The sequence below is a fragment of the Paenibacillus sp. R14(2021) genome (assembly GCF_019431355.1).
Lineage (GTDB): Bacteria > Bacillota > Bacilli > Paenibacillales > Paenibacillaceae > Paenibacillus_Z.
The window spans coordinates 4,095,001-4,121,151 of the sequence record NZ_CP080269.1; the positions used below are offsets into that span (position 1 = coordinate 4,095,001).

A 26,151-nucleotide genomic window follows, 5' to 3' on the forward strand; every position below is an offset into this window, starting at 1 on the left:
CTCCCCGAAATAGCTTTAGGGCTAGCCTCGGAATTTAGAGTCGTGGAGGTAGAGCACTGATTGGGTGCGGGGCCCGCCAAGGGTTACCAAGTCCAGTCAAACTCCGAATGCCATGTACTTATATCCGGGAGTCAGACAGTGAGTGCTAAGATCCATTGTCAAGAGGGAAACAGCCCAGACCATCAGCTAAGGTCCCCAAGTGTGTGTTAAGTGGGAAAGGATGTGGAGTTGCAAAGACAACCAGGATGTTGGCTTAGAAGCAGCCACCATTTAAAGAGTGCGTAATAGCTCACTGGTCGAGTGACTCTGCGCCGAAAATGTAACGGGGCTAAACACACCACCGAAGCTATGGCTTGCAACTTATGTTGCAGGGGTAGGGGAGCGTTGAATGTACGTTGAAGTCAGACCGTAAGGACTGGTGGAGCGCATTCAAGTGAGAATGCCGGTATGAGTAACGAAAAGACAAGTGAGAATCTTGTCCGCCGTAAGACTAAGGTTTCCTGAGGAAGGCTCGTCCGCTCAGGGTAAGTCGGGACCTAAGGCGAGGCCGAAAGGCGTAGTCGAAGGACAACAGGTTGATATTCCTGTACCACCGTAAGCCGTTACGAGCAATGGGGTGACGCAGAAGGATAGTGACGCGGGCTGATGGATGCCCGTCCAAGCAGTGAGGCTGATGTGTAGGCAAATCCGCACATCGATAAGGCTGGGCTGTGATGGGGAGCGAAAATTGCAGTAGCGAAGGTCATGAGTTCAGGCTGCCAAGAAAAGCCTCTAGCCAGGTGAAGGTGCCCGTACCGCAAACCGACACAGGTAGTCGAGCAGAGTATGCTAAGGCGCTCGGAAGAACTCTCGTTAAGGAACTCGGCAAAATGACCCCGTAACTTCGGGAGAAGGGGTGCCTCGGTAGGGTGAATAGCCCGAGGGGGCCGCAGTGAAAAGGCCCAAGCGACTGTTTAGCAAAAACACAGGTCTGTGCGAAGCCGTAAGGCGAAGTATACGGGCTGACGCCTGCCCGGTGCTGGAAGGTTAAGGGGAGTGGTTAGCCGCAAGGCGAAGCTATGAACCGAAGCCCCAGTAAACGGCGGCCGTAACTATAACGGTCCTAAGGTAGCGAAATTCCTTGTCAGGTAAATTCTGACCCGCACGAATGGCGTAACGACTTGGGCGCTGTCTCAACGAGAGATCCGGTGAAATTTTAATACCTGTGAAGATGCAGGTTACCCGCGACAAGACGGAAAGACCCCATGGAGCTTTACTGCAGCTTGATATTGGACTTTGGTACGATCTGTACAGGATAGGTGGGAGCCTAAGAAGCCGGAGCGCCAGCTTCGGTGGAGGCAACGTTGGGATACCACCCTGATCGTATCGGAGTTCTAACCTGGTACCGTAATCCGGTACAGGGACCGTGTCAGGTGGGCAGTTTGACTGGGGCGGTCGCCTCCTAAAATGTAACGGAGGCGCCCAAAGGTTCCCTCAGAATGGTTGGAAATCATTCGCAGCGTGCAAAGGCATAAGGGAGCTTGACTGCGAGACCTACAAGTCGAGCAGGGACGAAAGTCGGGCTTAGTGATCCGGTGGTACCGAATGGAAGGGCCATCGCTCAACGGATAAAAGCTACCCTGGGGATAACAGGCTTATCTCCCCCAAGAGTCCACATCGACGGGGAGGTTTGGCACCTCGATGTCGGCTCATCGCATCCTGGGGCTGAAGTAGGTCCCAAGGGTTGGGCTGTTCGCCCATTAAAGCGGTACGCGAGCTGGGTTCAGAACGTCGTGAGACAGTTCGGTCCCTATCTGTCGTGGGCGTAGGAAATTTGAGAGGAGCTGTCCTTAGTACGAGAGGACCGGGATGGACGCACCGCTGGTGTACCAGTTGTTCCGCCAGGAGCACCGCTGGGTAGCCAAGTGCGGACGGGATAAGCGCTGAAAGCATCTAAGCGTGAAGCCCCCCTCAAGATGAGATTTCCCAATTCGTAAGACCCCTGGTAGACGACCAGGTTGATAGGTTCGAGGTGGAAGTGCAGCAATGCATGCAGCTGACGAATACTAATCGGTCGAGGGCTTATCCTATTGAACCCTGTTAAAGGGTTCACTTCGGAAACCAACGTTAACATCTTCGCTCAGCTAAGTAATGACCTTCGCAAAGGTTCGTATCCAGTTTTCAGGGTGAAAGACAGCTCTGTATGTACATCGTTTGGTGGCGATGGCGGAGGGGAACCACGCGTACCCATCCCGAACACGACCGTTAAGCCCTCCAGCGCCGATGGTACTTGGACCGCAGGGTCCTGGGAGAGTAGGACGTTGCCAAGCACGAACAACCGATCGCAGTTTCTGCGATCGGTTTTTTGTTGTTTTCTTCTATTGTATTTTTCACCCATTGTTGGTTTGATTTCCATTACAACTGTAAACACCGGGTAGAACATACTACGGTTAACAGTGTGTGATGGGAGTGCTTAACATGGGAAAGATGACGAGAAAGCTAATCCGCTCCAAAATGATGCTGATCCTTATGATAAGTATCTCTTTAAGCACAGGATGTAATGCTGAGAGCGATGGAGATGCGGTTAATTTGCCTTCTGTGCCGGAGACAACGAGAGCTCCCATTAGTTTTGAAACCAAATCTCTAAAAAACCTAAATAATGTAAAGAAAGTAACGTCGCCAGTGACGAAATTTCATTTATCAAGCGATCAGGCAATTATGCATAGAGCCGGAAACACCGAAAATCCGATGGATTTTCGTGCGGAGAGGCGCATTCTGACTTCCCGTACCTGGAAGACGTCCAAGCTGCCTGTAAGAGGTATCTACGTATCCGGTTGGGTGGCGGGCAGCAAAAGTCGGTTAGAGCGGCTGATCCGCTTATTGGACACCACCGATTTGAACGCCATGGTCATCGATGTGAAGAATGACTATGGCCAAATCACCTATCGGTCATCCATCCCAGCTGTAAAAGCGATAGGAGCAGACAGAAACTACGCGATTTCGAATATTGGTGCTCTAATCCAAAAGTTGAAGGCAAAGAACATCTACGTGATCGGCAGAATCGTGACTTTCAAGGATCCCCTCTATGCCAAGCATCACCCTGCAATGGCGCTGCAGAATCAGAGTGGAGGCGTTTGGAGAGACGGGCAGGGCAAGGCTTGGCTGGATCCTTTTCAACAACAGGTGAGGTCTTATAATAGAGCGATTGGGGAGGAAGCGGCCGCAGTCGGATTCGATGAGGTACAGTTTGATTATGTGCGCTTTCCCGATAATGGGGAGAAGGTCGACCGTGAAGTTACATTCAGCAGCCGGCAAGGAAGATCGAAGTCGGAGATTATTTCGACGTTCCTCCGGGATGCTCGGAAGGGGATTCACGAGAATGGAGCACGAGTATCCGCTGACGTGTTTGGCCTCGTGACGTCCTCGGCGGATGATATGGGCATTGGTCAGTCATGGCGATCCGTATCGAGCGTGGTGGATGTGATTTCACCGATGACGTATCCCTCCCACTATTCGACAGGCATGTACGGGGTGAAGAATCCGGACCTCAGTCCCTATGCGATTATTCATCATGCGATGACGGATGCGAATCGGAGGAATCATGTGATGAAGGAGAACAGCAGGACCGCAGTTGCTGGAATTCGACCTTGGCTGCAAAGCTTCACGGCTGGATGGGTGCACCCTCATCAGCATTACGGCTATGAGCAGATAAGGAAGCAGATTCAGGCTGCAAAGGATGCAGGGGTTCAGGAATTTATGCTTTGGAGTTCGAATTGCAAATATGAATATCGTTCATAAAATGGTTAAAGAGCCCCTCCTGGCTCAATCTTGACAGCCAATTACCCCTCTGCTAATATTGCAATAATATACGCAGGACCGTTCAATTGTGCGGGTTTTTGGAGCTTCAAACAGATAAGCAAAAAGCATGAGGAGGAACATGTCTGTGTGGGAAAATAAATTCGCCAAAGAAGGCCTAACCTTCGATGACGTACTGCTCGTGCCGCGCAAGTCGGACGTATTGCCAAGGGAAGTGGATGTGTCTGTCTCGCTCAGCCCTAACGTTAAGCTGAATATTCCGCTCATGAGCGCGGGCATGGATACGGTAACAGAAGCCAAGCTGGCAATTGCCATGGCGCGTGAAGGCGGTATCGGCATCATTCATAAAAACATGTCCATCTCGCAGCAAGCGGAAGAGGTGGATCGGGTTAAACGCTCGGAAAGCGGCGTTATTACGAACCCTTTCTCGTTGACTGCGGATCATCATGTGTACGATGCTGAAGAATTAATGGGCAAATACCGGATTTCCGGCGTGCCGGTCGTTGATCAAGACAAGAAGCTGGTCGGGATTATTACCAACCGGGATCTTCGATTTATACATGACTACTCTATTAAAATCAGTGAAGTGATGACGAAAGAGAATTTGGTTACAGCTCCAGTCGGAACGACGCTGCGCCAGGCCGAGGTCGTGCTTCAGAAGCACAAAATCGAAAAGCTGCCGTTAGTCGATGAAACGAATACGCTTAAGGGTCTAATTACGATTAAAGATATTGAGAAAGCAATCCAGTTCCCGAACGCGGCCAAAGACAGCCAAGGACGCCTATTGTGCGGAGCTGCCGTCGGTATTGCGAAAGACACGCCGGAACGCGCGGAAGCGCTCGTAAATGCAGGCGTTGATGTGCTTGTCGTTGATACGGCTCACGGACATCAGAAGAACGTGATCGAGATGGTGCGGTTGCTTCGCGATAAATATGCGGATCTGACCATCGTGGCTGGTAATGTCGCGACAGGCGAAGGTACGCGCGAACTCATTGAAGCAGGGGCATCCGTCATTAAAGTCGGTATGGGCCCAGGCTCGATCTGTACGACGCGTATCATCGCAGGTATCGGGGTTCCGCAAATTACGGCTATTTATGACTGTGCATCGGTTGCCCGTGAATATAACATACCGATTATTGCGGACGGCGGTATCAAGTATTCCGGCGATGTCACGAAGGCAATCGCTTCCGGCGCTAGTGCAATTATGATCGGCAGCTTGTTTGCTGGCACGGAAGAAAGTCCTGGCGACTCGGAAATTTATCAAGGCCGCCGCTTTAAGGTATACCGCGGCATGGGCTCCATCGGTGCCATGAAAGAAGGAAGTAAAGACCGTTACTTCCAAGAGAATGAGAGCAAGCTTGTTCCGGAGGGCATAGAGGGCCGCGTTGCGTATAAGGGGCCGCTTTCGGATACGGTCCACCAATTAATCGGCGGACTTCGCTCCGGTATGGGCTATTGCGGCGCTTCTAATATCGATGCTTTGAAAAACGATACGCAGTTCGTTCGAATTACAAATGCAGGCTTGCGCGAAAGCCATCCGCATGATGTTCAGATTACCAAAGAAGCACCCAACTACTCTCTGTAACATCTTCGTCGGAAGCAGCTAGCAGAAGAATCTTTAGGAGGACGAGTAGGGCAGGTAGATGGTGGAAATCACCGTTTCCCTGTCTATCTTTTTATGGAAACGGCTCTCTTTATGTTACAATACTAGAGTGAAATTTATGATAGATGAGGAGAGAATACGTTGAAACGGAAGAAGGGACGGGTACTGTTTGTACCGACCATTTGCGCGACTGTCATTGCCATGATGCTTACAACTAATCTCGGATCCCACGCCGCATATGCTGCGAAAGTGGATGTGACGCCGAACCCGCTGGGGCTTGAAGTTCGTTCAGCCATTCTCATAGATGCGGATACAGGACAGGTGCTCTACTCCGTTGATGCAGATACGCCGCATCCGCCTGCTAGCATGACGAAGCTGATGACTGAATATTTGGTGCTTGAAGAAATATCGGGCGGACGCCTGAGTATGACGGACATGGTAACGGCAACGAAAGAAGCAGCATCTATTCCTCCTGACGGCTCTCAAATCTACTTGGCCGAAGGCGATCAGCACACGGTGAAGGACTTGTATATGGCGATGGCCGTGCAGTCCGCCAATGATGCTACGATTGCTCTTGCCGATCGAATCGGCGGCACGGAGCAAGGCTTCGTGAAGAAAATGAATGAAACGGCGAAGGCGCTCGGTCTGAAGACAGCGCATTTTACAAGCGCAACGGGGCTTGCCGATACGACAGTTATCTCGGCTAACGATTTGGCGAAGTTCGCAAGCATCCTGTTGAAGAAGCATCCTGAATTCCTGGAGTTCTCCTCTACGCCAAGCTACAAATTCCGTGAGCGTGACAAAACGCCGATGGTTAATTTGAATTGGATGCTCGAAACGAACAAAAGCATAACGACCTTCAAGCAGTTTGCTTATCCGGGCGTGGATGGCATGAAAACAGGCTATATTGGGGCAGCGGGCTACTGCTTTACGGGAACAGCCAAACGTGGGGATCTGCGCTTGATCTCGGTTGTTATGGATACCGCTTCGAAATCGGCGCGTTTCGTGCAGACGGCGAAGCTGTTCGACTACGGCTTTGATAATTTTGAGAAAAAGACGATTATTGCACCGAAGTCAGTTGTAGAAACGGCGAAGACGGTCAAAATAAAGAAGGGTGTTTCTAAGGAAGTGCCGATTATGACGGCATCGGACGTTACCTTCATGGTGAAGAAAGAAGCGAAGCCGAACGTGACGCTGACCGGCGTTAAGTTGAAGTCGGAAGCCGAATTGGTTGCTCCGATAAAGAGCGGTACTGTCGTCGGTACGGCAACGTACACGTACAAGGATGCAGAAACCGGGCAATCGCTGCAAAAAACGGTTAACCTGATTACGTCGGAAGAAGTGGAAAAGGCGAGCTGGTGGCGTCTGATGTTCCGCGCGCTCGGCGGCTTTATCTCGGGCTTGTTTAAAGGCATTATGGATTTGTTCTAAACAAAATCGCGATAGGCGACTATTTTAGTGTGATTTAATGGTTGTCGATTGTTCTACTATGCTGTAGAATTATTGGTTAGAGCTGGTCCGGAGACGGAAATTAGGCAGAAAAAGCAAACGGAGTTATTGCTTCTGATGCGAGCATTGCTTGCAACGGAGCAGCCGAAGAGCTAATCGCTAAAAACTTTTAGGAGGACTCATCATGGAAACAGGAACTTCGCGTGTAAAACGCGGTATGGCTGAAATGCAAAAAGGCGGCGTCATCATGGACGTTATGAACGCCGAGCAAGCAAAAATCGCTGAAGCGGCTGGCGCAACGGCAGTTATGGCACTTGAGCGCGTACCTTCCGATATTCGTGCAGCAGGCGGCGTTGCCCGTATGGCTGACCCGACAATTCTCGAGGAAGTTATGAAAGTCGTTTCGATCCCGGTAATGGCGAAAGCGCGTATCGGGCACTATGTAGAAGCGCGTGTACTGGAAGCGCTGGGCGCGGATTACATCGACGAGAGCGAAGTGCTCACGCCGGCTGACGAAGTATTCCACATCGACAAGCGCGAATTCACGGTTCCTTTCGTGTGCGGCGCCAAGGATCTTGGTGAAGCGCTTCGTCGTATTCAAGAAGGCGCAGCGATGATGCGTACGAAGGGTGAGCCGGGAACAGGCAACATCGTTGAAGCTGTTCGCCACATGCGTCTGATTACGGGCCAAATCCGCAAAGTGCAGAACCTGTCGAAGGACGAACTGTATGCGGAAGCCAAAAACCTGGGTGTACCTTACGACTTGCTTCTGGACGTGCATGAAACAGGCAAACTGCCTGTCGTTAATTTCGCAGCAGGCGGCATAGCAACACCATCCGATGCTGCGCTGATGATGCACCTCGGCGCCGACGGCGTATTCGTAGGCTCCGGTATCTTCAAATCCGACAGCCCAGAGAAATTCGCACGCGCGATCGTTGAAGCAACCACGCATTACACGGATTACAAGCTGATTGCTGAAGTGTCGAAAAACCTGGGCGCTCCAATGAAAGGCATTGAAATTTCGAAGCTGTCCGCTTCCGAGCGTATGCAGGATCGCGGCTGGTAAGCCGGAAAGAAGGCGTAAACAGATGAAGATTGGCGTACTGGCGCTGCAGGGCGCCGTTGCGGAACATATACGTAGTATCGAAGCTGCCGGCGGGGAAGGCGTTGCCGTGAAGCGTACGGAAGAGCTTCATGAGCTTGACGGACTCATTATTCCCGGCGGCGAAAGCACGACGATCGGCAAGCTGATGCGCAAATATGGGTTTATTGATGCAGTTCGGCTTTTCTCTGAGCAGGGCAAGCCGATTTTCGGGACTTGCGCAGGCTTAATAGTGCTTGCTGAACGTATCGAAGGCCAAGAAGACGTGCATTTGCAGCTGATGGACATGACGGTTGCGCGCAACGCTTTTGGGCGTCAACGCGAAAGCTTCGAGACGGATCTGACGATCAAGGGTATTACGGAGCCGGTACGTGCGGTATTCATACGCGCGCCGCTCATTAAAGAGGTTTCGCCTGAGGTGGATGTACTGTCCACGTACAACGGGGAAATCGTAACGGCACGACAGGGTCATCTGCTGGTATCCTCCTTTCATCCGGAGCTGACGGACGATTATCGTCTCCATGCGTATTTCCTGGAGATGGCGAAGGAAGCAGCTGCTGCGAAAGAATAACGTTGAAAGACTGCGCAAGCGCAGTCTTTTTGCCGTATTGGCGATTTTATGCAGGAATGCAGGCCATTTGGTTTGAATGACCTGTCATGTTGGCAACAACTAAGAGGGAAATTTCGTATTAATTGACCTGATTCATAGAGAGGGGATTATTTACCGTGTTGGATGTAAAATTGTTACGGAATGATTTTGCTAAAGTAGAACAAGCACTCATGAACCGTGGTAAATCGCTTGATCTCATTGCAGGCTTCCCTGCGCTGGACGGCAATTGGCGCGATATGCTGCAGGAAACGGAGCAGCTCAAGAACCGCCGCAACACGGTATCGCAAGAAGTCGCGAAGTTGAAAAAAAGCGGCGGCGATGCAGAGGCGCTGATTGTGGAAATGCGCGAGGTCGGCGACCGCATTAAGGTGCTGGATGAGGAAATCCGAGCGGCGGAAGCCGAAATCGCCGAGTTGATGCTGTCTATTCCGAACGTGCCGAACGAGAGCGTGCCTGTGGGCGCTTCGGAAGACGACAACGTAGAGATTCGCCGCCACGGCGAAGTGCCGGCGTTTACATTCGAGCCGAAGGCTCATTTTGAACTTGCACAAGATCTGGGTATTCTTGATTTCGAGCGCGCGGCGAAAGTAACCGGCTCGCGTTTCGTCTTCTACCGCGGACTTGGCGCGCGTCTGGAACGTGCGTTGATCAACTTCATGATGGATCTACATAGCGACCAACACGGGTATGAGGAGTTTCTGCCTCCGTATATCGTGAACCGCGACAGCCTTATTGGTACAGGCCAGCTGCCGAAGTTCGAAGAAGATCTGTTCAAGATCGCGGACACCGAATATTATCTCATTCCGACGGCGGAAGTACCGGTGACAAACGTGCACCGCGAAGAAATCTTGTCAGCGGAAGAGCTGCCGAAGAATTTCGTTGCATACAGCGCATGCTTCCGTTCTGAAGCAGGTTCTGCTGGACGTGACACGCGCGGGCTGATTCGTCAGCATCAGTTCAACAAGGTTGAGCTGGTGAAGCTAGTTAAGCCCGAGGATTCCTATGCAGAGCTTGAGAAGCTCACGGCGAACGCGGAGAAGGTGCTGCAGCTGTTAGGACTGCCTTACCGCGTGCTGACACTCTGTACGGGCGATATGGGCTTCACATCGGCGAAGACCTACGACTTGGAGGTATGGATTCCAAGCGGCGGTACATACCGCGAAATCTCGTCCTGCTCGAACTTCGAGGATTTCCAAGCACGCCGGGCGAATATCCGTTTCCGCCCTGAAGCAAAGAGCAAGCCGGAATTCGTGCATACGCTGAACGGATCGGGTCTAGCCGTAGGGCGTACAGTAGCTGCGATTCTGGAGAACTACCAGCAGGCGGACGGAACGGTCATCATTCCGGAGGCGCTTCGTCCGTATATGGGCGGACTTGAAGTTATTGCACCTCGATAATTGACGTAATGGCGGTGGGACTGCGGCGGAATTTGGAGTTGCTATTTTAATTTCTCCTGTGGTACAATACATCTTGTGACCTTTTCGTAAAGTTAGGGTTATACGATGGAGAGGTACCGAAGCGGTCATAACGGGGCGGTCTTGAAAACCGTTAGGGCGCAAGTCCACGTGGGTTCGAATCCCACCCTCTCCGCCATATCATTTAAAAACCCAGCGCCGCACAAGGCTTTGCGGCGATTATGACTGAAACGCACTTAACCGTTGAATAGCGGTCGGGTGCGTTTTTTTGTTTTCGTGACCGTTAGACAAAAACCTAACGGGAGGACTTGAATATGAGCGCAAGTACAGGGAAAACGCCGCATAAGCGTGGGCAGAGAAAGAATCATTTGGACATTCCACAGCGGTTGTTAGACCGCCTTACTCCTTCGGTCTTGGAAACGCCCCGCTCCACCCTTCAAGAAGCCAAGGAACCGCATCCTGAGACGCTGACACTGGATAAGTTATTTAATCGCTACTACGCCGCAAGACAAGCGGCAGGGGCGGCAGAACGCACCTTAGAGGACTACAGGAAGCACATGAACTGGTTTCGCCGTTTCCTAGCATTAGAGTACAGCGGTCTTGATAACTTTGTACCTAATCGGGATGTCATTCGTACATGGACTTCATCTATGTTGACGATTCAGAGGTTGAAGCCCTCCACAATCAACATCAGACTGAGAACAGTCAAGGCAATGTTCAATTGGGCTATGAGTGAGGGAATCATTAAAGAATCCCCGTTTGAAAATGTAGAACTGTTGAAAGTGCCAGAAGATGATTTTCAAGTGATTTCGAAAGCACAGGAACGGAAGCTATTCAATTGCTGTGAACTCACAACGTTCACTGGACTGCGTGATGCACTACTAATGTCATTCTTATTAGACACTGGTGTTCGGATAGGCGAGTGTATGAGGATACTTGCAAATGAAGTCGATTTGCAGAACCGTTCAGCATCTATTCGTGCTGAATCAGCTAAAACGAGGAAGGCACGGACAGTATACTTCGGAGCAAGAACCCAAGAGTTACTGGTTATCTATCTTGCTTGGCATGAGACGAACGGACAAGCCCCAAACCTGTTTCTCAACGAGTATGGTCAACCGTTGGATAAGAATTGGGCGACAAGGTGCATAAGCTTTATAGGCAAGAGGGCGAAGATTACAGGAGTTAGAATTAGCCCGCACACATTCCGCCATACGTTCGCAACTCGATATATAAAGGCGACAGGCGACCCGTTCTCATTACGTAGATTGCTTGGACATTCATCTATGGAGATGGTAAACCGTTACGTTAATCAAGATGTAACCGATGTTCGTGAGCAATACGAGAAGTTCATGAGCGGAGGAATTGAGCGATGGTGACGGCGCGGACTGTGTGGTTGGCTATGGACGGTGGAAATGTAGCCCAAAGGCGGCTTGTAAAGATCGCTAGAACGCATTGCAAGCTTAATAGTAGCAAAGACTCAACTCCTTAACGCAGGCAAGATATAAGAGCAGAAATTGAGCGTCTGAGAATGATGAGAGACGAGATTATTGGACAGTATGCGGAGAAAGTGGCGAAGTTCATGCAGAACAAACAGTACAATACAGCTAATACAATCGCCGCTTACGAACGTCTAGTGAGTAGAGATGACGAACTCATCCTGAAATCTAATTGAGTTAACAATTCGGAATTTGCTTATTAACGGGATGACTATCATCTTCTGACGGTGGAAGCCTTGCTGAACGCTATGTAGAGCGTTCAAAAGGAAGTCTTGGTGGAATTGTCCTTGACTCGTATTCAGGGGGCTACAAGTTTTTCTGATGAAGCAGGAGCGAGATGCAATAGGATAAAATCGTTTGCTCAAACAACCTAATAGAAGCACAAAGGGAGCATGTATTCGCGGCTCCCGCTTCAATTCTTGAACTTAATCATGAGATCGAGTTGTTAAATAGTGGTCATAAAGCTAGTATCGGTGATATAATCTCCCTATATTCCAGTTATTTCTATAATGGACGTTCATCACGAAATTACGTGGAGGATTGATGAAGTGTGTTCGGAAAAAAGCAAAAGACCTGTATTTTTTGCTTAATATGTCTATCTTGGATACTGCTTTTAACAGCCTGTGGAACAAAGACAGCAGACGAAACGCAAGTCAAAGTTATACCTGAGACTCAAAGTTCAATCGTAGTTGAAGAACATTATGATCCGTGTAGTTTGGGTGAGAAGACTCTAGAGCAGAAAACTGAGGATGAACTTAAAACACAAGCTTTATGTTACTTTCAAAATGATTGGCAGAGTAAGGAGAAAGATTTTGTTATATCGGCTAACAAACAAAACGAAAAATTTTTTAAAGTGTTAATTGATTGCGCCTCCGCATATACTGATAGTTCAACTACTGCCGATGAATGGCTCAAAATCATAGATCGAATCTCGGAATTACAAAAAGAAGAAACCAATTCGTCAATTGCAACAACATTGCTTTATCTGAGTGCAGATTTACTAAATACAAAAGTCAGTGAGGCAGTTGCAAAGGGAAGACAGGAATACAATGAAAAATACTATGACCCTGAGATTGGAATGACTAAAGATCAAGTGGAGAAGTCGCGTTGGGGTAAACCAGAAGATGTTAACACTACAATAACGAAGTATGGAGTACATGAGCAGTGGGTCTATTATAGAGACAAGTATATATACTTTGAAGATGGTATTGTAACATCAATTCAAGAATGAGATAAAGCACCTCTAGTTTACTCAACTAGAGGTGCTTTCGTATCTTTATTAAGTCTCAATAAAACTGAGATTCAATTTAGATACAGGCTAGTAATATTGGGAAGCAGGAGAGCCTTACCTGAATGGTACGCTCTCATTTTCACTTACCCTTCTTCATCCTCCGTAAGTTCAATAAGTTGTTGCTCATGTTGCCGTTGTTGAAATAGTCTTACTACTCTTTTGAGTGAATCATCGTAATATTCCAAACCGCAATTTGTACACACCAAGCCATCGACATTCATGCTCAGAATACCGCCAACGTTAACTGGGACTTCAATAAGCTTTTGTGAAAAATCCTGACAACCACAAGCTGTACATTCTTTCACAACAAACGATTCCACGTTCTTATTACCGCTGTATTCTCTTAGAATAAAAGAAACTTTGAAGTTAGAGTTGGAATTTGTAATATTCTCTAGGCTCTTTTCAATTAACGATTTATACCTAGTTTCAAGCCATTCCATAACGATAGTTAAATTTGTTCCAAGGGTGATACTATTATCGTCCAATTCTTCAATGCTTAGTTTACTAAACCAAGCATCGAAGGATGGTCGTGAAATTTTGGTTCTTATTTCTTCTAAGAGTTTGGCGAGCAAGTTCTGTTGATATTCCGTTTTGAGTCGTTCTTCGTTTTGTCGAGCCTTCTCCCAGATTTGTGGGAGATGTTTCTCGAAATTTTCAAGAACGCGCTTCTTTCTCTCTTCGCTGTTTTCCGTCATCGAATCCCGCTCCTTTTTGCTTTCAAGTCCTCTATAGTATCTTGGTGTTATTCAATTGCTCAATAACCTAGATTCATCCGAAGCTCCCACCATGAAAATCATCATCATCATTGCCTTTGATCTTTTCAATTAGTTCCTTTAACTCTTCTTTGTAGAAAGTAAGTATGTTAGCAATGTTGAAAGCTGTGATGACCATTGAAATTGGTCGTACACCTTCAAGCACCCATGAGAAAATTACACCTATGATTACTGCAATGTTTGCACACAGAATCATCATTCTCCATTGTTTGAACAGATTGCTACCTCCTCAATGATACTGAATAAGATGAGGGTTCATTGGCTCATAAGACTACAGAATAGGAAGTCATTTCCGAACCAGATATGCCTTGCTTCGTTCTCACTCTATGGAAAATTGACGTTGTGCTTTACATTCATTAATCATCTGTTTGAAGGCTTCGCTGTTGAACAGTTTCTTAGTGTCATCACTTCCATGGACTTCGATAACAACAGCAATATTGAAATTTTGATATAGGGCAGAATCAATGAATGAACGTGGATTGCTGGTGTATTTCCCTGACTTCAAGTACCATCTTACCTTTTTGTTCACATCATCCATCCATTGAATTGCCTTAACTTCCACATGACAAGCATAGACCCGACGTTCATATTCATCGGGGGTCATTTGATGTTTTGCCGCCACATGTTTAACAAGCCACTTCCACTCTTTCGCTGGAATTTTGAATCGGTCACCTTCACGCTTATACCATTCAAATGGATTCTGAGACTTCTTTGAATAGTTTAGCCGTTGTGAAAGGAGTATCATGTTGGCATATGTATGACCCCCTATGCCGTATTTGAATACTACAGTTCCCCAAAATAGAGGAACAAAATGGTCATAAGTTAAGTGTTTTTCCTCACCAGATAAAATACACTTACCTCTGAAATGACAAAATACACTATCGCGATCGGCTTTCCGCAAACGATTGGGTACCTGACTGAGTAATGTTTTTCGACCCGAATATGACAACATATATGAACCTCCTCGTATGTGTAATTAATAATATACGATGAAGCGATAAATGTAAAATATTACCAAAGAAAGTACTGTGCCAATACAAATAAGGCTTACTTAGAGAGAGTTCATTCTCTCTAAGTAAGCCAAACATACCAACGTTTTCGTATAGCATAGACTGCCGCGTCAAAAATTCTGTAATAAGCTTATCAACAAACGAGGAGCAGGATCGACTCAATAAAACCGAGAGTCAATTGATAGATAAGATGAACATTCGTATTGTCGCAAGCATACATTGGACACATGGTTGATTGACGTTAAAAAGCCTAAAATCCGTTCTATATCCCTCTCATTTAACAATGAGTATAACGACCTTTCCTATAATGATAATATTAGGCAGTATATTAATTATTATTATATGAGAGTGGAGTAGAACGGATTTTATGAAATTGATCGCGTGATATTTCGGTGTGTTGCCATAGATATAGAATGAGTACGAATCACGATGACTTTATCCATTATAAGAGCAAAACATTGACTGGCTCAAAATGAGTTGGTCTTTTTTTGTGTAAAACTTCCGATTGAGGTGATTTGGAATGAAAGCTGAGCGAGATTTTTTCTTCTGTTATAACGCAAGATTGATGGGGTTTTTGAAGCGAAATGGATTTAGCTATATTTGCTCTGCCCTACATGAAAAGAGCGGAAATAAGTTCTGGTTGTTCCCTAGAAGTACAGAGTTACAGGCACAAATCAATAGATTTGATAGGTGATTTTTCGTGAGTGGATATTTAATCATATGGGAAAATAGACAGGAGAGATGGAGAAATGGCGAGAAAAAGAAAGGCACACTTCACTGCGGCAGAAATGAAGAAATTGATGAATGTTAGCGATAAGCAAAATTATGTATTTATGCCGAATGAGATTTATGCGGATTTTAGCAAAGCATTTTCAGACTTGAAAAAAGAAGCGAATGTAAGATCATCACATATTGCTTATGCGTTTGGCTATACCTTCTTGGCTCACTATATGTGGAGATATGCGAATTACTATTGGTGGGATGATGCGAAAGGGAATATACCAATAAATGAAGCGATCATTAAGCAGTTGTTGGGCTTCGATGCGAAAGCGGAAGCGTATACTTATCTCACCAAAAATAGAGTCGGTTTTATGGAACAGATTGGTTATATCCGTAAGGTCACAGATAAACCAGTGGCTCATTATTGGGAAGATGAAGATCATATTGACCTTGCATTTGAAATGGAGAGCAAGTCTAGTACGCCAACATCGTATAAGATCAATCGCAAAGGTTGGAAAGTAGCGATGCCAATTAAGGGTATTTGGAGGACAGCAGACGATGAAGCGAATCCAAAAATCCAATATCCGAATGGTACAATCTATGAATACGGAAATACACATATGGTGGACATGGAAACATTCATCTATTGCATCACACATCCAGAGTTGGGTGTTGAAGGGTTCTATCTATACTCCTTTCTGAAATATAAGACCGACAAGTTCAACAATGCTTTTGACTGTTCCATTGAAAATATGGCTACAATGACAGGTCTATCAATTGATGAGATTAAGAGTCAGATCAACAACTTAGAACGATACAATATGATTACGAATGACCACAAGCCATATTGCTTGAATAAGCCCAAGGACAAAACATGTAAGGCTAACACCTATGGTGTTCTTAAATATAACCAGTTCGCGCAGAACTTGATTCAGATGCGAGTGATACCAAAGCAATTGAAAGTCTCCAAAGAGAGATATGAGCATGAGATTGGGTGGGCGAACGAACGTGAGGTTGGTGGCAATATCGTGGACACCAACACAGGCGAGATTATAAGACCTGCAAAGTCGAAAATTTCTATTGATGATAATGATATGTCTGAGCTAGACGATTTACCTTTTGATTGATTCTATGAGCAATCCATTTGGTCGCTGAGAAAGTAGCAAAAATATAAGATTCCTTTGTCTTGCCCAAAGAGTCGACACTCCGCTTTCAACGCCGCCTTTGCCAAAACAGGTTAACTAATTAAGTCACAATGACTTGTAGGAATAAGAGGTAAAAGGGGGAATCAAAAATGGAGTTACAGTTGAGTTTAAGGCAAAGTTATCAGGTTCTACGAAAAATGAAGAAGTTGAAGTTAAGGCAGATTGCCCATCAGTTAGGAGTATCTGTTCCTATGTTGTCGATGTATGAGAATGATGTTGTTAATTTGCGTAAGGATAAGGAATCCTTGTATCGAGATATTATCCTGAGTCATCGGGAGTAACAATCACGCACATCTAATTAGCCTACAAGAGTCACATCTTGTAGGCTCTTTCCATTCAAAGCCAAGGGAGTGTTAATTATGAGCAACGCAACAATAATACAGACAAATACGGATATTTTTATTGGCTCAGATACGGCAACATCAATCTCAGTTGGAAACCAAATATATCGTGTAGATACAAAGGCAACAAAGTTATATCACATTGATGAACTGGTTCTCTTCTGTTCTGGAGACTTAGTCTTCTGTTATAACTTGATTGAGTTGTTCTTAAAGGAAGAAGTCAGGAGTGCTAACGTTCTTAGGAATATCCTGCTTGCATGTCATCATGACGAAACAGTCGATATTGTAGTCTGTGAGTACAAAGGGAACAAATCAGTAGTCACGCAATTGTCTCCGTATAACAATTTTGAACTGGTAATTTATACCGATATTCCTGTGGGTGGAGTAAATGTTATAGCAGCAGGAATTAAAACTAAGGAATCTTACGATAAAGCTTGTGAATTGCTTTATAAGGGTATATCAGTCTCGAACATATTCAAAGAAGTGTTCGACACTGTTTCTTATGAAGGTATAGGTGGACAGTTATCTGTTTATCGAGTAAGTGAAAACGGAATCCAAGTTTTCCTTAATCATCAGATCAAAGAGAAGCAATCACTCAAAAGAGTTAGTCCTGCTATATTTACGAATCATAATAAGCAGCTCATCGTCGGTGAGCGTATCTACGGAAAAGTAATGATGGGTGCTAGTCTTGCAATCGAAGACGAGAGTGGCGTACTAAAGTTCCAAGGTTCGAAAGGTGAAATCTTTGATCGTGATGGAACGCTTGTAATGAAGATGGGACTGGTCGATGAAAATCCCGACACGTTCGGCTTGTGGTCGTTCAACGTTGTTACCAGAGTTCGCATGGACGACAAGACAGGCTTTGCTATCGAACGCGCAAGCACAGACACCACAAATCATCCGAATGGATGGGAGAAGATTCTGTGGGCTGACCAGAGCGATGGAACTCTGTATGGCTATGATATTGTGGCGCAAAACATTAAAATCGTTAACAATGTTGGTGATTCGATTTTGGATGCGGAAAACAACTATCTGAACATCGGTGGCTTAGAGAGTATCGTCATGGATAACAAGTTGACCACGCTAGAGAAGATGCAGATCATCACTGAACTGTACAAGATCGAAGCACAGTACAAGAGGATGCTCGAACAGGCAGATAAGTATATGCAATCTGACCGAGATGCGATCTTTGACGTTGATGCTCAATTCTTCGCGAAGACTTCTGGCAATAAAGACCTGTACTCGACCCAACCTTTGACTAACGCTTACTTTGCGCTAATCACTTATATGAGTCAATACTTGAAGGTCAACAGCACACTTCCATTATCAATCGACATTGACGACCCATTGACTGAATCGACTAGCAAAATTTCAGATCGAGCAGAGTTCATCTTGAAGTTTAAGAACTACTACGATGCTGAGAAGGATTTGCGAAACAAGATCGAGGACGCGCAGTTTTATTCTGGACTAAATATGGGGCAGTTCTACAACAATGTCGTCATTGGCGAGTACGGCTTCATCGCTCTGAGAAACGATGGTAAGTACAGGTCTGTTTTGAATGCTACCAATGGATTGACGTTGCAGAAGTGGGAGAACAATAAATGGATGAATAAGGTTTACGCATCCATCGGGAGTTCTGTATATGACGATGGTACACTGATCGCAGAGGATTTGGTGGCAAAACGCTTGCGAATCGAGACGAGTACGGGGAAAGTGCTGCTGGATGCAGAATCGTTGTCTTTAGACTTCACTGTTCTTGATTCTATCGTGCTTGATAATGTAATCATGTCGCCAGAGAAGATCGCATTGGCTACACAATTCAATAATATCACGAAGCAGTATACAGAACTGAAAGCTGAAATTACAAAGTATGCAACGACTGTGTACAGGGATAGAGATTCTAGCTATTATGGTCTGGATACTGCGAAGACAGCTTTGGTTGCGGCAGGAACAGATTTAGATGAAAAGTACAACACGCTTAACGCCTACATGATTCCTGTGTTCGCTGATATGAATGCGAAGACAGACATTATCAATGATCTTAATTCGACAAGGATAATCTTCCATCAAGTGTGGGAGGACTTCTATAAGGCGTATGAGGTAGGGCGTAGCACACTTGCTGACTTCCTCGAAAAGAGTTCTCTTCAATTGGGGCGCAACTATAACAACACTGTCATTGATGGACTCAATGGCATCGTTGTTACGAGAGGAAACTTCATGAACAAGACAACGCTCAATGCCACGTTCGGCATCAAGATCGAGCGCAATGATGGCACAGCGGAATCTCCTGCGTGGTACAAAGTATTCTATGCTGACATTAACGGAAACCTTTTCGCAGAGGATATGAGTACGAAGCGTCTCCATATTCTTGATGGTGATCTTGGAGAAGCGATCATTCTCAATGCCCTCACAGGCATCACGATCAATGGTCGTCATGGAGAGGTTATTCGCTTGAACGCGAACGAAGGTATTGCTATTAACGTTAACGACGAACAGCGTTTCTGGATTCACACAGATGGAACGTTGAGAGCGAGAAAGTTATATATCTCAAACGATGATATAGACCCTCTTGAATTGCCAGATGGTTCATACATCTCTCGTCTGACAGTCCATGAGGTACGAACTTTGCAAGATGATAATCCGCAAGATTATGTATGGATTAGAGATCAGTCAGTTAAACTCATGTCTGGTAATGGTGCCATTGAAGACCAAGAGAAGATGGCAATCTACTTGGATTCTCCTGCGGGCGACCTCAATGGGATTCCTACGATCAAGATGGGTGTCGGTAGTGGTGTTGGTGCAAGTGAGGTAGGTTACATCGTCAAAGATGGAGATGCCTTTAAGTTGAACTACCTCACTGGTGGCGGTCTGAAACGAATCTGGATGCAACGTACAGGATATGGAACTGAAGGTATTCTCATTGAATCCATCGGAAATGCAGTTCGACTCAATTCCAGTACAATGATTCGCCTTGAAGTCGGAAGTAGCTATTTGGAGATAACTCCAACTGGAATCAAGTTGTCGGCTTCGAGAATCGACATTAACTAGGTGATAGATTATCTTATATTGACAGTGATTATACTAATGTAAGGGTCTTTCGTATCGGGGTATAAATTAAGATCGGATTGCGGAGTGGAAGTGTTAAACCCGTTGTTATGGGGGCTATGAGTTAACAGTCTGTAAACCTAGCCCCCTCTGTTGAGGAGAATCATTTTCTATACAAATCTACCGCATCAAGAAAGCCAATCTTATAGCCGGCGTGCGCTTCACATACCCGTAGCCAATTTGTAGCATCTACTAGTTGTAGAAGCAACATGAACTGTTTCTTGGACACTGTACTAGTTACTTTGCCGAATATTGTGTAGAAGGCTCTCTGCGCATCTACAACAGCGTTTACTGATTCTGTGTGGTCATTAATATTGTCTAATCTTTCTTCCATCTCAACAAGCATTTCTCGTATTTGCAATGTACACCCTCCCTAGATCACTCCACCTTACAATCATATCCAGTCGATTGGGCTATACGGTCAATAACCTCTAATAGCCTTGCAAAAAGCATACGTTTTGCAACATAGAGAAACACATCAATATAGATGTTTCAAAATGTATAAATATTATATATGAAACATTTCAATAACATGATATACTTATTGACATATTAAGAATATGTCAAAGGGGATGCTCGATATGAACCTTGGGTATGTGCGTGTCTCAACGAAAGACCAGAACACAGAACGACAAATAATAAAAATGCGTGAGATAGGCATTGAAGATAGATATATTTTTACTGATAAGCAGTCAGGAAGAGACTTCAACCGTCCTCAGTACCAAGCGATGCGACTTGTTATTCGTAATGGAGATTTACTGTACCTTGATGCCCTAGACCGTTTAGGACGAGATTATGATGGGATTATCGCTGAATGGAAGTACCTGACCAGAGAAGTCAATGCAGATATTATTGTACTTGAAAATGAGTCGCTGTTTGATAGTCGTAAGTTCAAGACAATGGGTGACTTGGGTAAGGTACTCGAAGATCAATTTTTAAGTATGTTGTCTTATGTCGCAGAACAAGAACGTAAGAAGAACAAGCAGAGACAGTCTGAGGGAATTGAAGTCGCACAAAAGAATGGAGTAAAGTTTGGTAGACCTAAGAAGGAGATTACTACAGATTTCCTTCGTATATATGAGGAATGGAAAAGTGGAAACATTACCGCTGTAGATGCGATGAAACGAGCTGAGATGAAACCAAATACTTTTTATCGAAGAGCAAATGAATTTGCGAAAAGACAGGCATCCAACTAAGCCGTTGGGTGTTTTTTTTATACCATTACATGACTCGAAGGCAATGCATTGCGTTTTGCAGGACATTTGGTATAAATATGGAATGTATTCATGTTGAACAATCTATCGAGACATAAGAATTGACCAATGGGAGGTATTTGGATTGAGGACGCTGGATAGTTTATTCGCTCTATTTCCCGATGCAATAAGTATCGCAATTGCGTCAGTATATGGAGTAAAGCTCAATGAGAATCAATATCAGTTAAGCAAATATATATACATTATGCCAAGAAGAGATGAGTTTGACGATCTGTATCATCCAAGAATGGATAAGTATTCAAGGAAACCTGATTATTATTTTGTTGCTGTTTCTACGGACAATCGGTACTATTCAATGGGTTCCAAGAAAATTGAAGATGCAGATGATGTACTTGGTTCAATAACACTTGCCCATCAGGCACTATGTATCTTTCATAGTTGTCCGTATGCGTTAGGGCAAATACACGGATTTCGAAAAGACAGTGGTGCGAGTTATGGAATTTCCAATCCCAGTGTAACAGGTAGGAACATCGAATTTAGCGACGAGCTATTCAAGCGAGATTATATGTTCCATCCATTTAGCTTTACGCGTTCATCCCAAAATAGATTTAATCAAGATTTGGTTGGTTTTTTCGTATCGGTTGCAGATGCACATATTAATAACAGAGAGAAGAAGTGGTTGCTTTCTGCAAAGAAGTTTACCTCCGGAATAAATCAAACATACGCAGAGGATGCAATTCTAGATTTTGCAGTAGCACTTGAAAGCCTTTTAGCTACAGACAAAGAACAAATCAGTTTCAAACTGAGGTTATATCTTGCTTTATATGTTGGGGATTCGTTCAGTGAACGTCAATCTATATATAAAGATGTTAAAGATTTTTATGGACTTAGGAGCAGACTTGTTCACGGGAACACTTTGTCAGTTACAGATGAACAAATACATATGATAACGAGGATTGGTATTGCAATAAGTAGGGCTTTAGTGAAGTCTTGCGGAAAAAAAATTCAAGATGAAGTGCTGTCGGAACTTGAATTTATGTCTTTACTCGGCGCACCTCGATACATCAAAGAGAAGACACAAACAATAATTACAGAAGAAGAGATCGTGGAACTAATCTGTAAAACAGATGAAATTTCTCATTATAAGTCCTACAAGGCGCATCTTTCTAAAGATGACCCCGATGACGATTATACTGAGTTAGTGATAACATTTACATTTGAAGACGAAAATCAAATTACAATTCCAGCTTCATATTTCATAAGTAAATCTGACTCGTTACAGAATATAAGTAGCTTCCAACACTGGCTTAGCATGGATGACAATGGTAGATATTTTTATAATGTAATTTACTCTTAATATAGTAGATCACTATTACCACATGGATTTTTCAAGGCAGTTCAAGTCGATTCAATGTGGATGATTACTTAGCGATGACCGAGACATTGTTTGATCTATAGACAGGAGTAGTGAAAGTTTGATAGTGATAAGCTAATCAAAAGATTTTCTTTGCCGAGGTAGTGTCGTTGGTTTTCATTTCAATGTAATAAGTATTACAAAGGTTTATTTTAAGAGTTATCATTCGTTCCATATCGTCCAAAGAAAACTATAGGTGGTATCTAGATGTTGAAAATTATTCGTGTAGTAATCATACTATTATTAATTGCAATACTATTTGAATTAGTCTTCCACCTAGTTCATGTCTTTGATGATCATAAAGCTGATCTTAATTTCTACTCAAAATTATCAGCAGTATCTACTGCTGTTGCCGCTGTTGGAGGGTTAGTTCTTTTAATAATAACTTATCTAACATTAAGAGAGGCACGGAAACAGCGAGAGAGTATCGAAGAGCCAGCAGTGACTATTAGATTGTTGCCAGATAGAAAAAACTCTAATTTCCTTTATTTTGTATTAAAAAATACGGGTGGCGGTCCTGCATATGATATAAATGTGATGTTCACACCTGATTTACCTTATGGAGAGGGGACACTTAACACTTTAGGAATGTTCAAAAGAATGCCTATTCTAGAAAAAGGAGAGGAAGTTCTTTTCTTTTTTGATACTGCTCCAGATTACTTCAATTCGGCAAAACCAAAACTTGTTGAGGCAACTATTACCTACTTTAGATTTCTAAGAGAATCGCGATCAAACAAACAAATCAAACGTAAGTTTGAAATTAATTTTGAAGAAAGAAAAGGGCAAAGACAGATAATAAATAAGGATATGACGGATTTGGTAAAAGAAATTGAGGAGCTAAAGCATGCGTTATTAATTTCAACCTTTGAACGTGGTGAAAGAAATGATTGAAGCCCTTTTTAGAAAGGATAAAGAAGTTAATCCCGTTATTTTAGAAAATAGTTCTCTTTATGTAGGCGTGGAACACTTTTCTATTGAAAGGGTATATTTATTTATTAATCAAAAGCGTGTTGGAGTATCTGAGTTTGGAGACCATTGGATTCAAGACCATAAAACTATTGATGTTTCATACAAGGGATATTTTTGCTCAGTACCATATTTATTATTTTTAAATCCATATGCCTTTGAAGGCAGAGACGATATAGCGATTGTTGGTTATTGTAAAAAACAAAGACACTTGCTTACATTTGTTTCGTTAGCTGATTCAAAATTACAATTTGGAAATCCTGGATTTTTTGCCTCAAAGTTTTCAGCACTGGAACATGAAATAATTGACTTAGGCATCGGAAGATAATAAAATGAAGTTGTCTATCGGTCAGTGATCAAAATATACGTTAATACTTAGACCGCTGTAGCGGTTCAACCATAAAGTGCCTTAAACTCAGTCAGTAAAAAGGACGGCGGGTTTTTATAACGAGGGGCGGTCTTGAAAACCGTTAGGGTGCAAGCCCACGTGGGTTCGAATCCCACCCTCTCCGCCATATCATAAATAACAGCGCTCAAGCGGGCAATCGCTTGGGCGTTTTTTGCATTTCCATCATCCGCAGTCAAGTACCGCCTATCCGGCTCCCGCATAAAAAGGGACTCTGAGCCGCATATTAAGGCTTGGAGGTGGTAAGCCAAATGAGTAAACGTGACGAATTGTCCATTGATCAGCAGGAGCTGACGGCAGCTTGGCAGCGTGTGCTCCCAGATACGCTTAATGAGGCTGATCGTGCAGAGGTAATGGCCGACGAAGCGGACCCTAGGGCACTGCGTCTGACGATTCAAACAGCGGGGCATCAGATGTACACCTTTGACTTCAAAGTGACCTATGTGGACAACCGCGAAATTCAGACGACGCTGATTGACGTGGAGAAGGACGGCCGTTCGGTAGATGAGCGGACCGACATTATCCAGCAGCTGGTGGAGGACTACAGACGGCACATTCATGAGTGTGCCCAAGCTCTGCACGAATTGACTCACGCATAAGGCAGGTATGAGCGAGCTAGGTACTCACAAGTAAAGGCGGGTTAGCAGCGATGACAAAGGTTAAAGGAACGGCAGATAAGAATTTAAGCAATGTCGTAGAGGACCTGGATCAAAATCCGGTCAACAGCCACCAAGCGCAGCAGCTGCAGCAAGATACGAATGACAGGAGGCATCAATCGCAGTTGAACCATGACGAGCCTACGGATTTGTACCACTCCCGCAGCTAATTCATCTATCATGAAGGAGGTGCCATCTGATGGGCGGTAAATCAAAGAGCGTCCCGGTGCCAGATCCGTACGCTGGGCAGCGGCCCAAATCGCGTCAATCGCAATCACAGCCGCAAGAGCCGTTGTCAGGCTCGAAGAAAACGAAGCAGGCTAACCATGTAAGTCACCATAACACTGAAGGCTAGTGCACTCTTACCTGTATGATTGCCCCTTGATCCCGGAATCCATTCCGGAATTAAGGGGCTTTTTCACGTGGAGGGGATGTATGTCTGGTCTTCCAGATTTCCAGGCGATGGGTTAAAATGAAAGTTGCTCATATAAAGGGAGGGGTTTGGAAATGAAAGGTTGGAAGAAAGGTACAATATTGCTGCTTGCTGCGGGGATCGCTGTGCTGACAGGCTGCAGCTCCTCCGGTTCGCCCAAAGACGCTATCTTGGATGCGATGACGAAGACGAGTGCGGCCACAAGCATGACCTATAAAGGAACGCTTACGATTGATGATATTACGCTCCCGCCAATTGCCGGCGCGGAGGCTGCTTCGCCTGTTATGGCAGCCCTGCCGATTCTGCTTAAGGGAGCAGTGATTCAAATCCATGGCGCGGTGCAGAAAGACCCGCAGCGTGCAGAGATGACCTTTGACGTTACACTTGGCAGCGGCGATGTGAAGATAACGGCCGTCGTCCCGGTCATTATTACGAAGGAGAAAGTGTGGATCAAGGTGCCGCAAATTCCGGGTGTTCCGCTTCCGGATACGATCGCCGGCAAATTCGTAGAAATTGATGCCAAGAAGCTGGCAGCCGAGCAGGGAACGCCGGATATTTCCGCTGAGTCTGATGTGCAGAAGCTTGGCCAAGATGTGCTGAAGACACTGTTTGACAGTTTAGATGAGAAAGCGTATTTCAGTGAGCCGGAAGCTGCCGACGTGAAAGGACTTCCCGCCGACTATAAAGGCGACCGCTTCATAAGGATGTCCGTTAACGAACAGAATGCCGATGCGGCATTAAGTGCAATCGCGGAGAAGGCGATGCCTGCCATCATTGATCTACTGCTGAAGAACGAAGCTTACATGAAAGTACTTCCGCTCTCAAAGGAACAACTGGAGGCGTCCAAGAAGGAAGTAACAGCCGAGACCTTGAAGAAGGCTGTTCGCATTCATACCTTTGAGGTTACCGGCGGAATCAAGGACGATTATTTGACCTACGAGGACGTCCAAATGAATGTAGAGAAGACCGATGCGGGGCAAGCTTTGAAGATGGCCATTCATTTCAATATGGCGATGGATGATCTTAATAAAGAGATAAAATTCGAATATGATCTGCCGAAAGATGCCGTGCCTGTAGAATCATTGCTGCCTGCCGGCTCATAAGTAAAAGGATCACAAAAAGCGTTCATCTCCTACCTGGAAATGAA

At 45.1% G+C, this 26,151-nt stretch carries 22 protein-coding genes, 1 tRNA gene and 2 rRNA genes (1 of these 25 only partly in view); 22 read left to right on the plus strand and 3 right to left on the minus strand.

Annotated elements, in window-relative coordinates; genetic code table 11:
- The 11 genes from KXU80_RS19055 to KXU80_RS19105 form a co-directional block, all read left to right on the plus strand.
- Positions 1 to 2,069: ribosomal RNA gene (locus KXU80_RS19055) — 23S ribosomal RNA — on the plus strand; it begins 859 nt to the left of the window's first position.
- A gap of 123 nt (positions 2,070 to 2,192) precedes the next feature.
- Positions 2,193 to 2,309, plus strand: a 5S ribosomal RNA gene (gene rrf / locus KXU80_RS19060).
- A 388-nt stretch (positions 2,310 to 2,697) separates the two neighbouring features.
- Positions 2,698 to 3,777, plus strand: a complete 1,080-nt coding sequence (locus tag KXU80_RS19065; RefSeq protein ID WP_219834773.1) for a putative glycoside hydrolase — start codon at positions 2,698 to 2,700, stop codon at positions 3,775 to 3,777.
- A gap of 145 nt (positions 3,778 to 3,922) precedes the next feature.
- Entirely contained in the window at positions 3,923 to 5,380 is a 1,458-nt protein-coding gene (guaB, locus tag KXU80_RS19070; RefSeq protein WP_219834774.1) for an IMP dehydrogenase, read from the plus strand.
- A gap of 159 nt (positions 5,381 to 5,539) precedes the next feature.
- Entirely contained in the window at positions 5,540 to 6,829 is a 1,290-nt protein-coding gene (locus KXU80_RS19075; protein ID WP_258171060.1) for a D-alanyl-D-alanine carboxypeptidase family protein, read from the plus strand.
- A gap of 199 nt (positions 6,830 to 7,028) precedes the next feature.
- Positions 7,029 to 7,913 carry a pyridoxal 5'-phosphate synthase lyase subunit PdxS gene (pdxS, locus tag KXU80_RS19080; protein ID WP_219839118.1) on the plus strand — a complete coding sequence of 295 codons (885 nt, stop codon included), beginning with the start codon at positions 7,029 to 7,031 and terminating at the stop codon, positions 7,911 to 7,913.
- 22 nt (positions 7,914 to 7,935) lie between these two features.
- Positions 7,936 to 8,520, plus strand: coding sequence for a pyridoxal 5'-phosphate synthase glutaminase subunit PdxT (gene pdxT, locus KXU80_RS19085; RefSeq protein ID WP_219834775.1), 585 nt, complete (start codon positions 7,936 to 7,938; stop codon positions 8,518 to 8,520).
- A 155-nt stretch (positions 8,521 to 8,675) separates the two neighbouring features.
- Complete coding sequence (gene serS / locus KXU80_RS19090) at positions 8,676 to 9,956, plus strand: serine--tRNA ligase (protein WP_219834776.1); 1,281 nt, start codon at positions 8,676 to 8,678, stop codon at positions 9,954 to 9,956.
- Positions 9,957 to 10,063: 107 nt separating this feature from the next.
- Positions 10,064 to 10,152: transfer RNA gene (locus tag KXU80_RS19095), tRNA-Ser, on the plus strand.
- A 136-nt stretch (positions 10,153 to 10,288) separates the two neighbouring features.
- A complete protein-coding gene (locus tag KXU80_RS19100; RefSeq protein ID WP_219834777.1) occupies positions 10,289 to 11,350 on the plus strand; it encodes a tyrosine-type recombinase/integrase in 1,062 nt (353 codons plus the stop codon).
- A gap of 670 nt (positions 11,351 to 12,020) precedes the next feature.
- Complete coding sequence (locus tag KXU80_RS19105; RefSeq protein WP_219834778.1) at positions 12,021 to 12,701, plus strand: hypothetical protein; 681 nt, start codon at positions 12,021 to 12,023, stop codon at positions 12,699 to 12,701.
- A 143-nt stretch (positions 12,702 to 12,844) separates the two neighbouring features.
- On the opposite strand, the gene KXU80_RS19110 is transcribed toward KXU80_RS19105, so the two are convergent.
- Both KXU80_RS19110 and KXU80_RS19115 read right to left on the minus strand, forming a co-directional pair.
- Positions 12,845 to 13,456, minus strand: a complete 612-nt coding sequence (locus KXU80_RS19110) for a DnaA N-terminal domain-containing protein (protein WP_219834779.1) — start codon at positions 13,454 to 13,456, stop codon at positions 12,845 to 12,847.
- Between the two features lie 397 nt (positions 13,457 to 13,853).
- Positions 13,854 to 14,486, minus strand: a complete 633-nt coding sequence (locus KXU80_RS19115) for a hypothetical protein (RefSeq protein WP_219834780.1) — start codon at positions 14,484 to 14,486, stop codon at positions 13,854 to 13,856.
- Positions 14,487 to 15,293: 807 nt separating this feature from the next.
- On the opposite strand from KXU80_RS19115, the gene KXU80_RS19120 reads away from it, so the two are divergent.
- The 3 genes from KXU80_RS19120 (at position 15,294) to KXU80_RS19130 (ending at position 19,858) form a co-directional block, all read left to right on the plus strand.
- Positions 15,294 to 16,391: a hypothetical protein gene (locus KXU80_RS19120; protein ID WP_219834781.1), complete on the plus strand. Its 1,098-nt coding sequence runs from the start codon at positions 15,294 to 15,296 to the stop codon at positions 16,389 to 16,391.
- A gap of 215 nt (positions 16,392 to 16,606) precedes the next feature.
- The gene (locus KXU80_RS28490; RefSeq protein WP_374987795.1) at positions 16,607 to 16,750 is read left to right on the plus strand and encodes a helix-turn-helix domain-containing protein; all 144 of its coding nucleotides are present in this window, start codon (positions 16,607 to 16,609) and stop codon (positions 16,748 to 16,750) included.
- Between the two features lie 78 nt (positions 16,751 to 16,828).
- Positions 16,829 to 19,858, plus strand: a complete 3,030-nt coding sequence (locus KXU80_RS19130; protein WP_219834783.1) for a hypothetical protein — start codon at positions 16,829 to 16,831, stop codon at positions 19,856 to 19,858.
- A gap of 160 nt (positions 19,859 to 20,018) precedes the next feature.
- Here the strand turns inward: KXU80_RS19130 and KXU80_RS19135 are convergent, their stop codons facing one another.
- Positions 20,019 to 20,276, minus strand: coding sequence for a hypothetical protein (locus tag KXU80_RS19135; RefSeq protein WP_219834784.1), 258 nt, complete (start codon positions 20,274 to 20,276; stop codon positions 20,019 to 20,021).
- 220 nt (positions 20,277 to 20,496) lie between these two features.
- On the opposite strand from KXU80_RS19135, the gene KXU80_RS19140 reads away from it, so the two are divergent.
- From KXU80_RS19140 to KXU80_RS19175, 8 genes are all read left to right on the plus strand, one after another.
- On the plus strand, positions 20,497 to 21,111 hold the full coding sequence (locus KXU80_RS19140; protein WP_219834785.1) for a recombinase family protein: 615 nt from the start codon (positions 20,497 to 20,499) through the stop codon (positions 21,109 to 21,111).
- A gap of 142 nt (positions 21,112 to 21,253) precedes the next feature.
- Entirely contained in the window at positions 21,254 to 22,486 is a 1,233-nt protein-coding gene (locus KXU80_RS19145; RefSeq protein ID WP_219834786.1) for a HEPN domain-containing protein, read from the plus strand.
- Between the two features lie 264 nt (positions 22,487 to 22,750).
- Complete coding sequence (locus KXU80_RS19150) at positions 22,751 to 23,434, plus strand: DUF8453 domain-containing protein (RefSeq protein ID WP_219834787.1); 684 nt, start codon at positions 22,751 to 22,753, stop codon at positions 23,432 to 23,434.
- The gene (locus KXU80_RS19155) at positions 23,427 to 23,837 is read left to right on the plus strand and encodes a hypothetical protein (protein WP_219834788.1); all 411 of its coding nucleotides are present in this window, start codon (positions 23,427 to 23,429) and stop codon (positions 23,835 to 23,837) included. Before KXU80_RS19150 ends, KXU80_RS19155 begins: the two co-directional genes overlap by 8 nt.
- A gap of 329 nt (positions 23,838 to 24,166) precedes the next feature.
- Positions 24,167 to 24,514 (plus strand): hypothetical protein, encoded by a 348-nt coding sequence (locus KXU80_RS19160; protein WP_219834789.1) that lies wholly within the window; start codon positions 24,167 to 24,169, stop codon positions 24,512 to 24,514.
- A gap of 50 nt (positions 24,515 to 24,564) precedes the next feature.
- Positions 24,565 to 24,741, plus strand: a complete 177-nt coding sequence (locus tag KXU80_RS19165) for a hypothetical protein (protein ID WP_219834790.1) — start codon at positions 24,565 to 24,567, stop codon at positions 24,739 to 24,741.
- A 29-nt stretch (positions 24,742 to 24,770) separates the two neighbouring features.
- The gene (locus tag KXU80_RS19170; RefSeq protein WP_219834791.1) at positions 24,771 to 24,926 is read left to right on the plus strand and encodes a small acid-soluble spore protein P; all 156 of its coding nucleotides are present in this window, start codon (positions 24,771 to 24,773) and stop codon (positions 24,924 to 24,926) included.
- A 152-nt stretch (positions 24,927 to 25,078) separates the two neighbouring features.
- Positions 25,079 to 26,107, plus strand: a complete 1,029-nt coding sequence (locus KXU80_RS19175; RefSeq protein WP_219834792.1) for a hypothetical protein — start codon at positions 25,079 to 25,081, stop codon at positions 26,105 to 26,107.
- Positions 26,108 to 26,151 lie beyond the last annotated feature (44 nt).

Excerpts from the sequence above, each read along its gene's own strand:
- KXU80_RS19120 (WP_219834781.1), top strand. The coding sequence starts at position 15,294 with ATGGCGAGAAAAAGAAAGGCACACTTCACTGCGGCAGAAATGAAGAAA.
- KXU80_RS19170 (WP_219834791.1), top strand. The coding sequence starts at position 24,771 with ATGGGCGGTAAATCAAAGAGCGTCCCGGTGCCAGATCCGTACGCTGGG.
- KXU80_RS19115 (WP_219834780.1), bottom strand. The coding sequence starts at position 14,486 with ATGTTGTCATATTCGGGTCGAAAAACATTACTCAGTCAGGTACCCAAT.
- KXU80_RS19110 (WP_219834779.1), bottom strand. The coding sequence starts at position 13,456 with ATGACGGAAAACAGCGAAGAGAGAAAGAAGCGCGTTCTTGAAAATTTC.
- KXU80_RS19100 (WP_219834777.1), top strand. The coding sequence starts at position 10,289 with ATGAGCGCAAGTACAGGGAAAACGCCGCATAAGCGTGGGCAGAGAAAG.
- KXU80_RS19140 (WP_219834785.1), top strand. The coding sequence starts at position 20,497 with ATGAACCTTGGGTATGTGCGTGTCTCAACGAAAGACCAGAACACAGAA.
- pdxT (WP_219834775.1), top strand. The coding sequence starts at position 7,936 with ATGAAGATTGGCGTACTGGCGCTGCAGGGCGCCGTTGCGGAACATATA.
- KXU80_RS19150 (WP_219834787.1), top strand. The coding sequence starts at position 22,751 with ATGTTGAAAATTATTCGTGTAGTAATCATACTATTATTAATTGCAATA.
- KXU80_RS19065 (WP_219834773.1), top strand. The coding sequence starts at position 2,698 with ATGCATAGAGCCGGAAACACCGAAAATCCGATGGATTTTCGTGCGGAG.
- KXU80_RS19165 (WP_219834790.1), top strand. The coding sequence starts at position 24,565 with ATGACAAAGGTTAAAGGAACGGCAGATAAGAATTTAAGCAATGTCGTA.
- KXU80_RS19175 (WP_219834792.1), top strand. The coding sequence starts at position 25,079 with ATGAAAGGTTGGAAGAAAGGTACAATATTGCTGCTTGCTGCGGGGATC.
- KXU80_RS28490 (WP_374987795.1), top strand. The coding sequence starts at position 16,607 with ATGAAGAAGTTGAAGTTAAGGCAGATTGCCCATCAGTTAGGAGTATCT.
- KXU80_RS19155 (WP_219834788.1), top strand. The coding sequence starts at position 23,427 with ATGATTGAAGCCCTTTTTAGAAAGGATAAAGAAGTTAATCCCGTTATT.
- KXU80_RS19160 (WP_219834789.1), top strand. The coding sequence starts at position 24,167 with ATGAGTAAACGTGACGAATTGTCCATTGATCAGCAGGAGCTGACGGCA.
- KXU80_RS19130 (WP_219834783.1), top strand. The coding sequence starts at position 16,829 with ATGAGCAACGCAACAATAATACAGACAAATACGGATATTTTTATTGGC.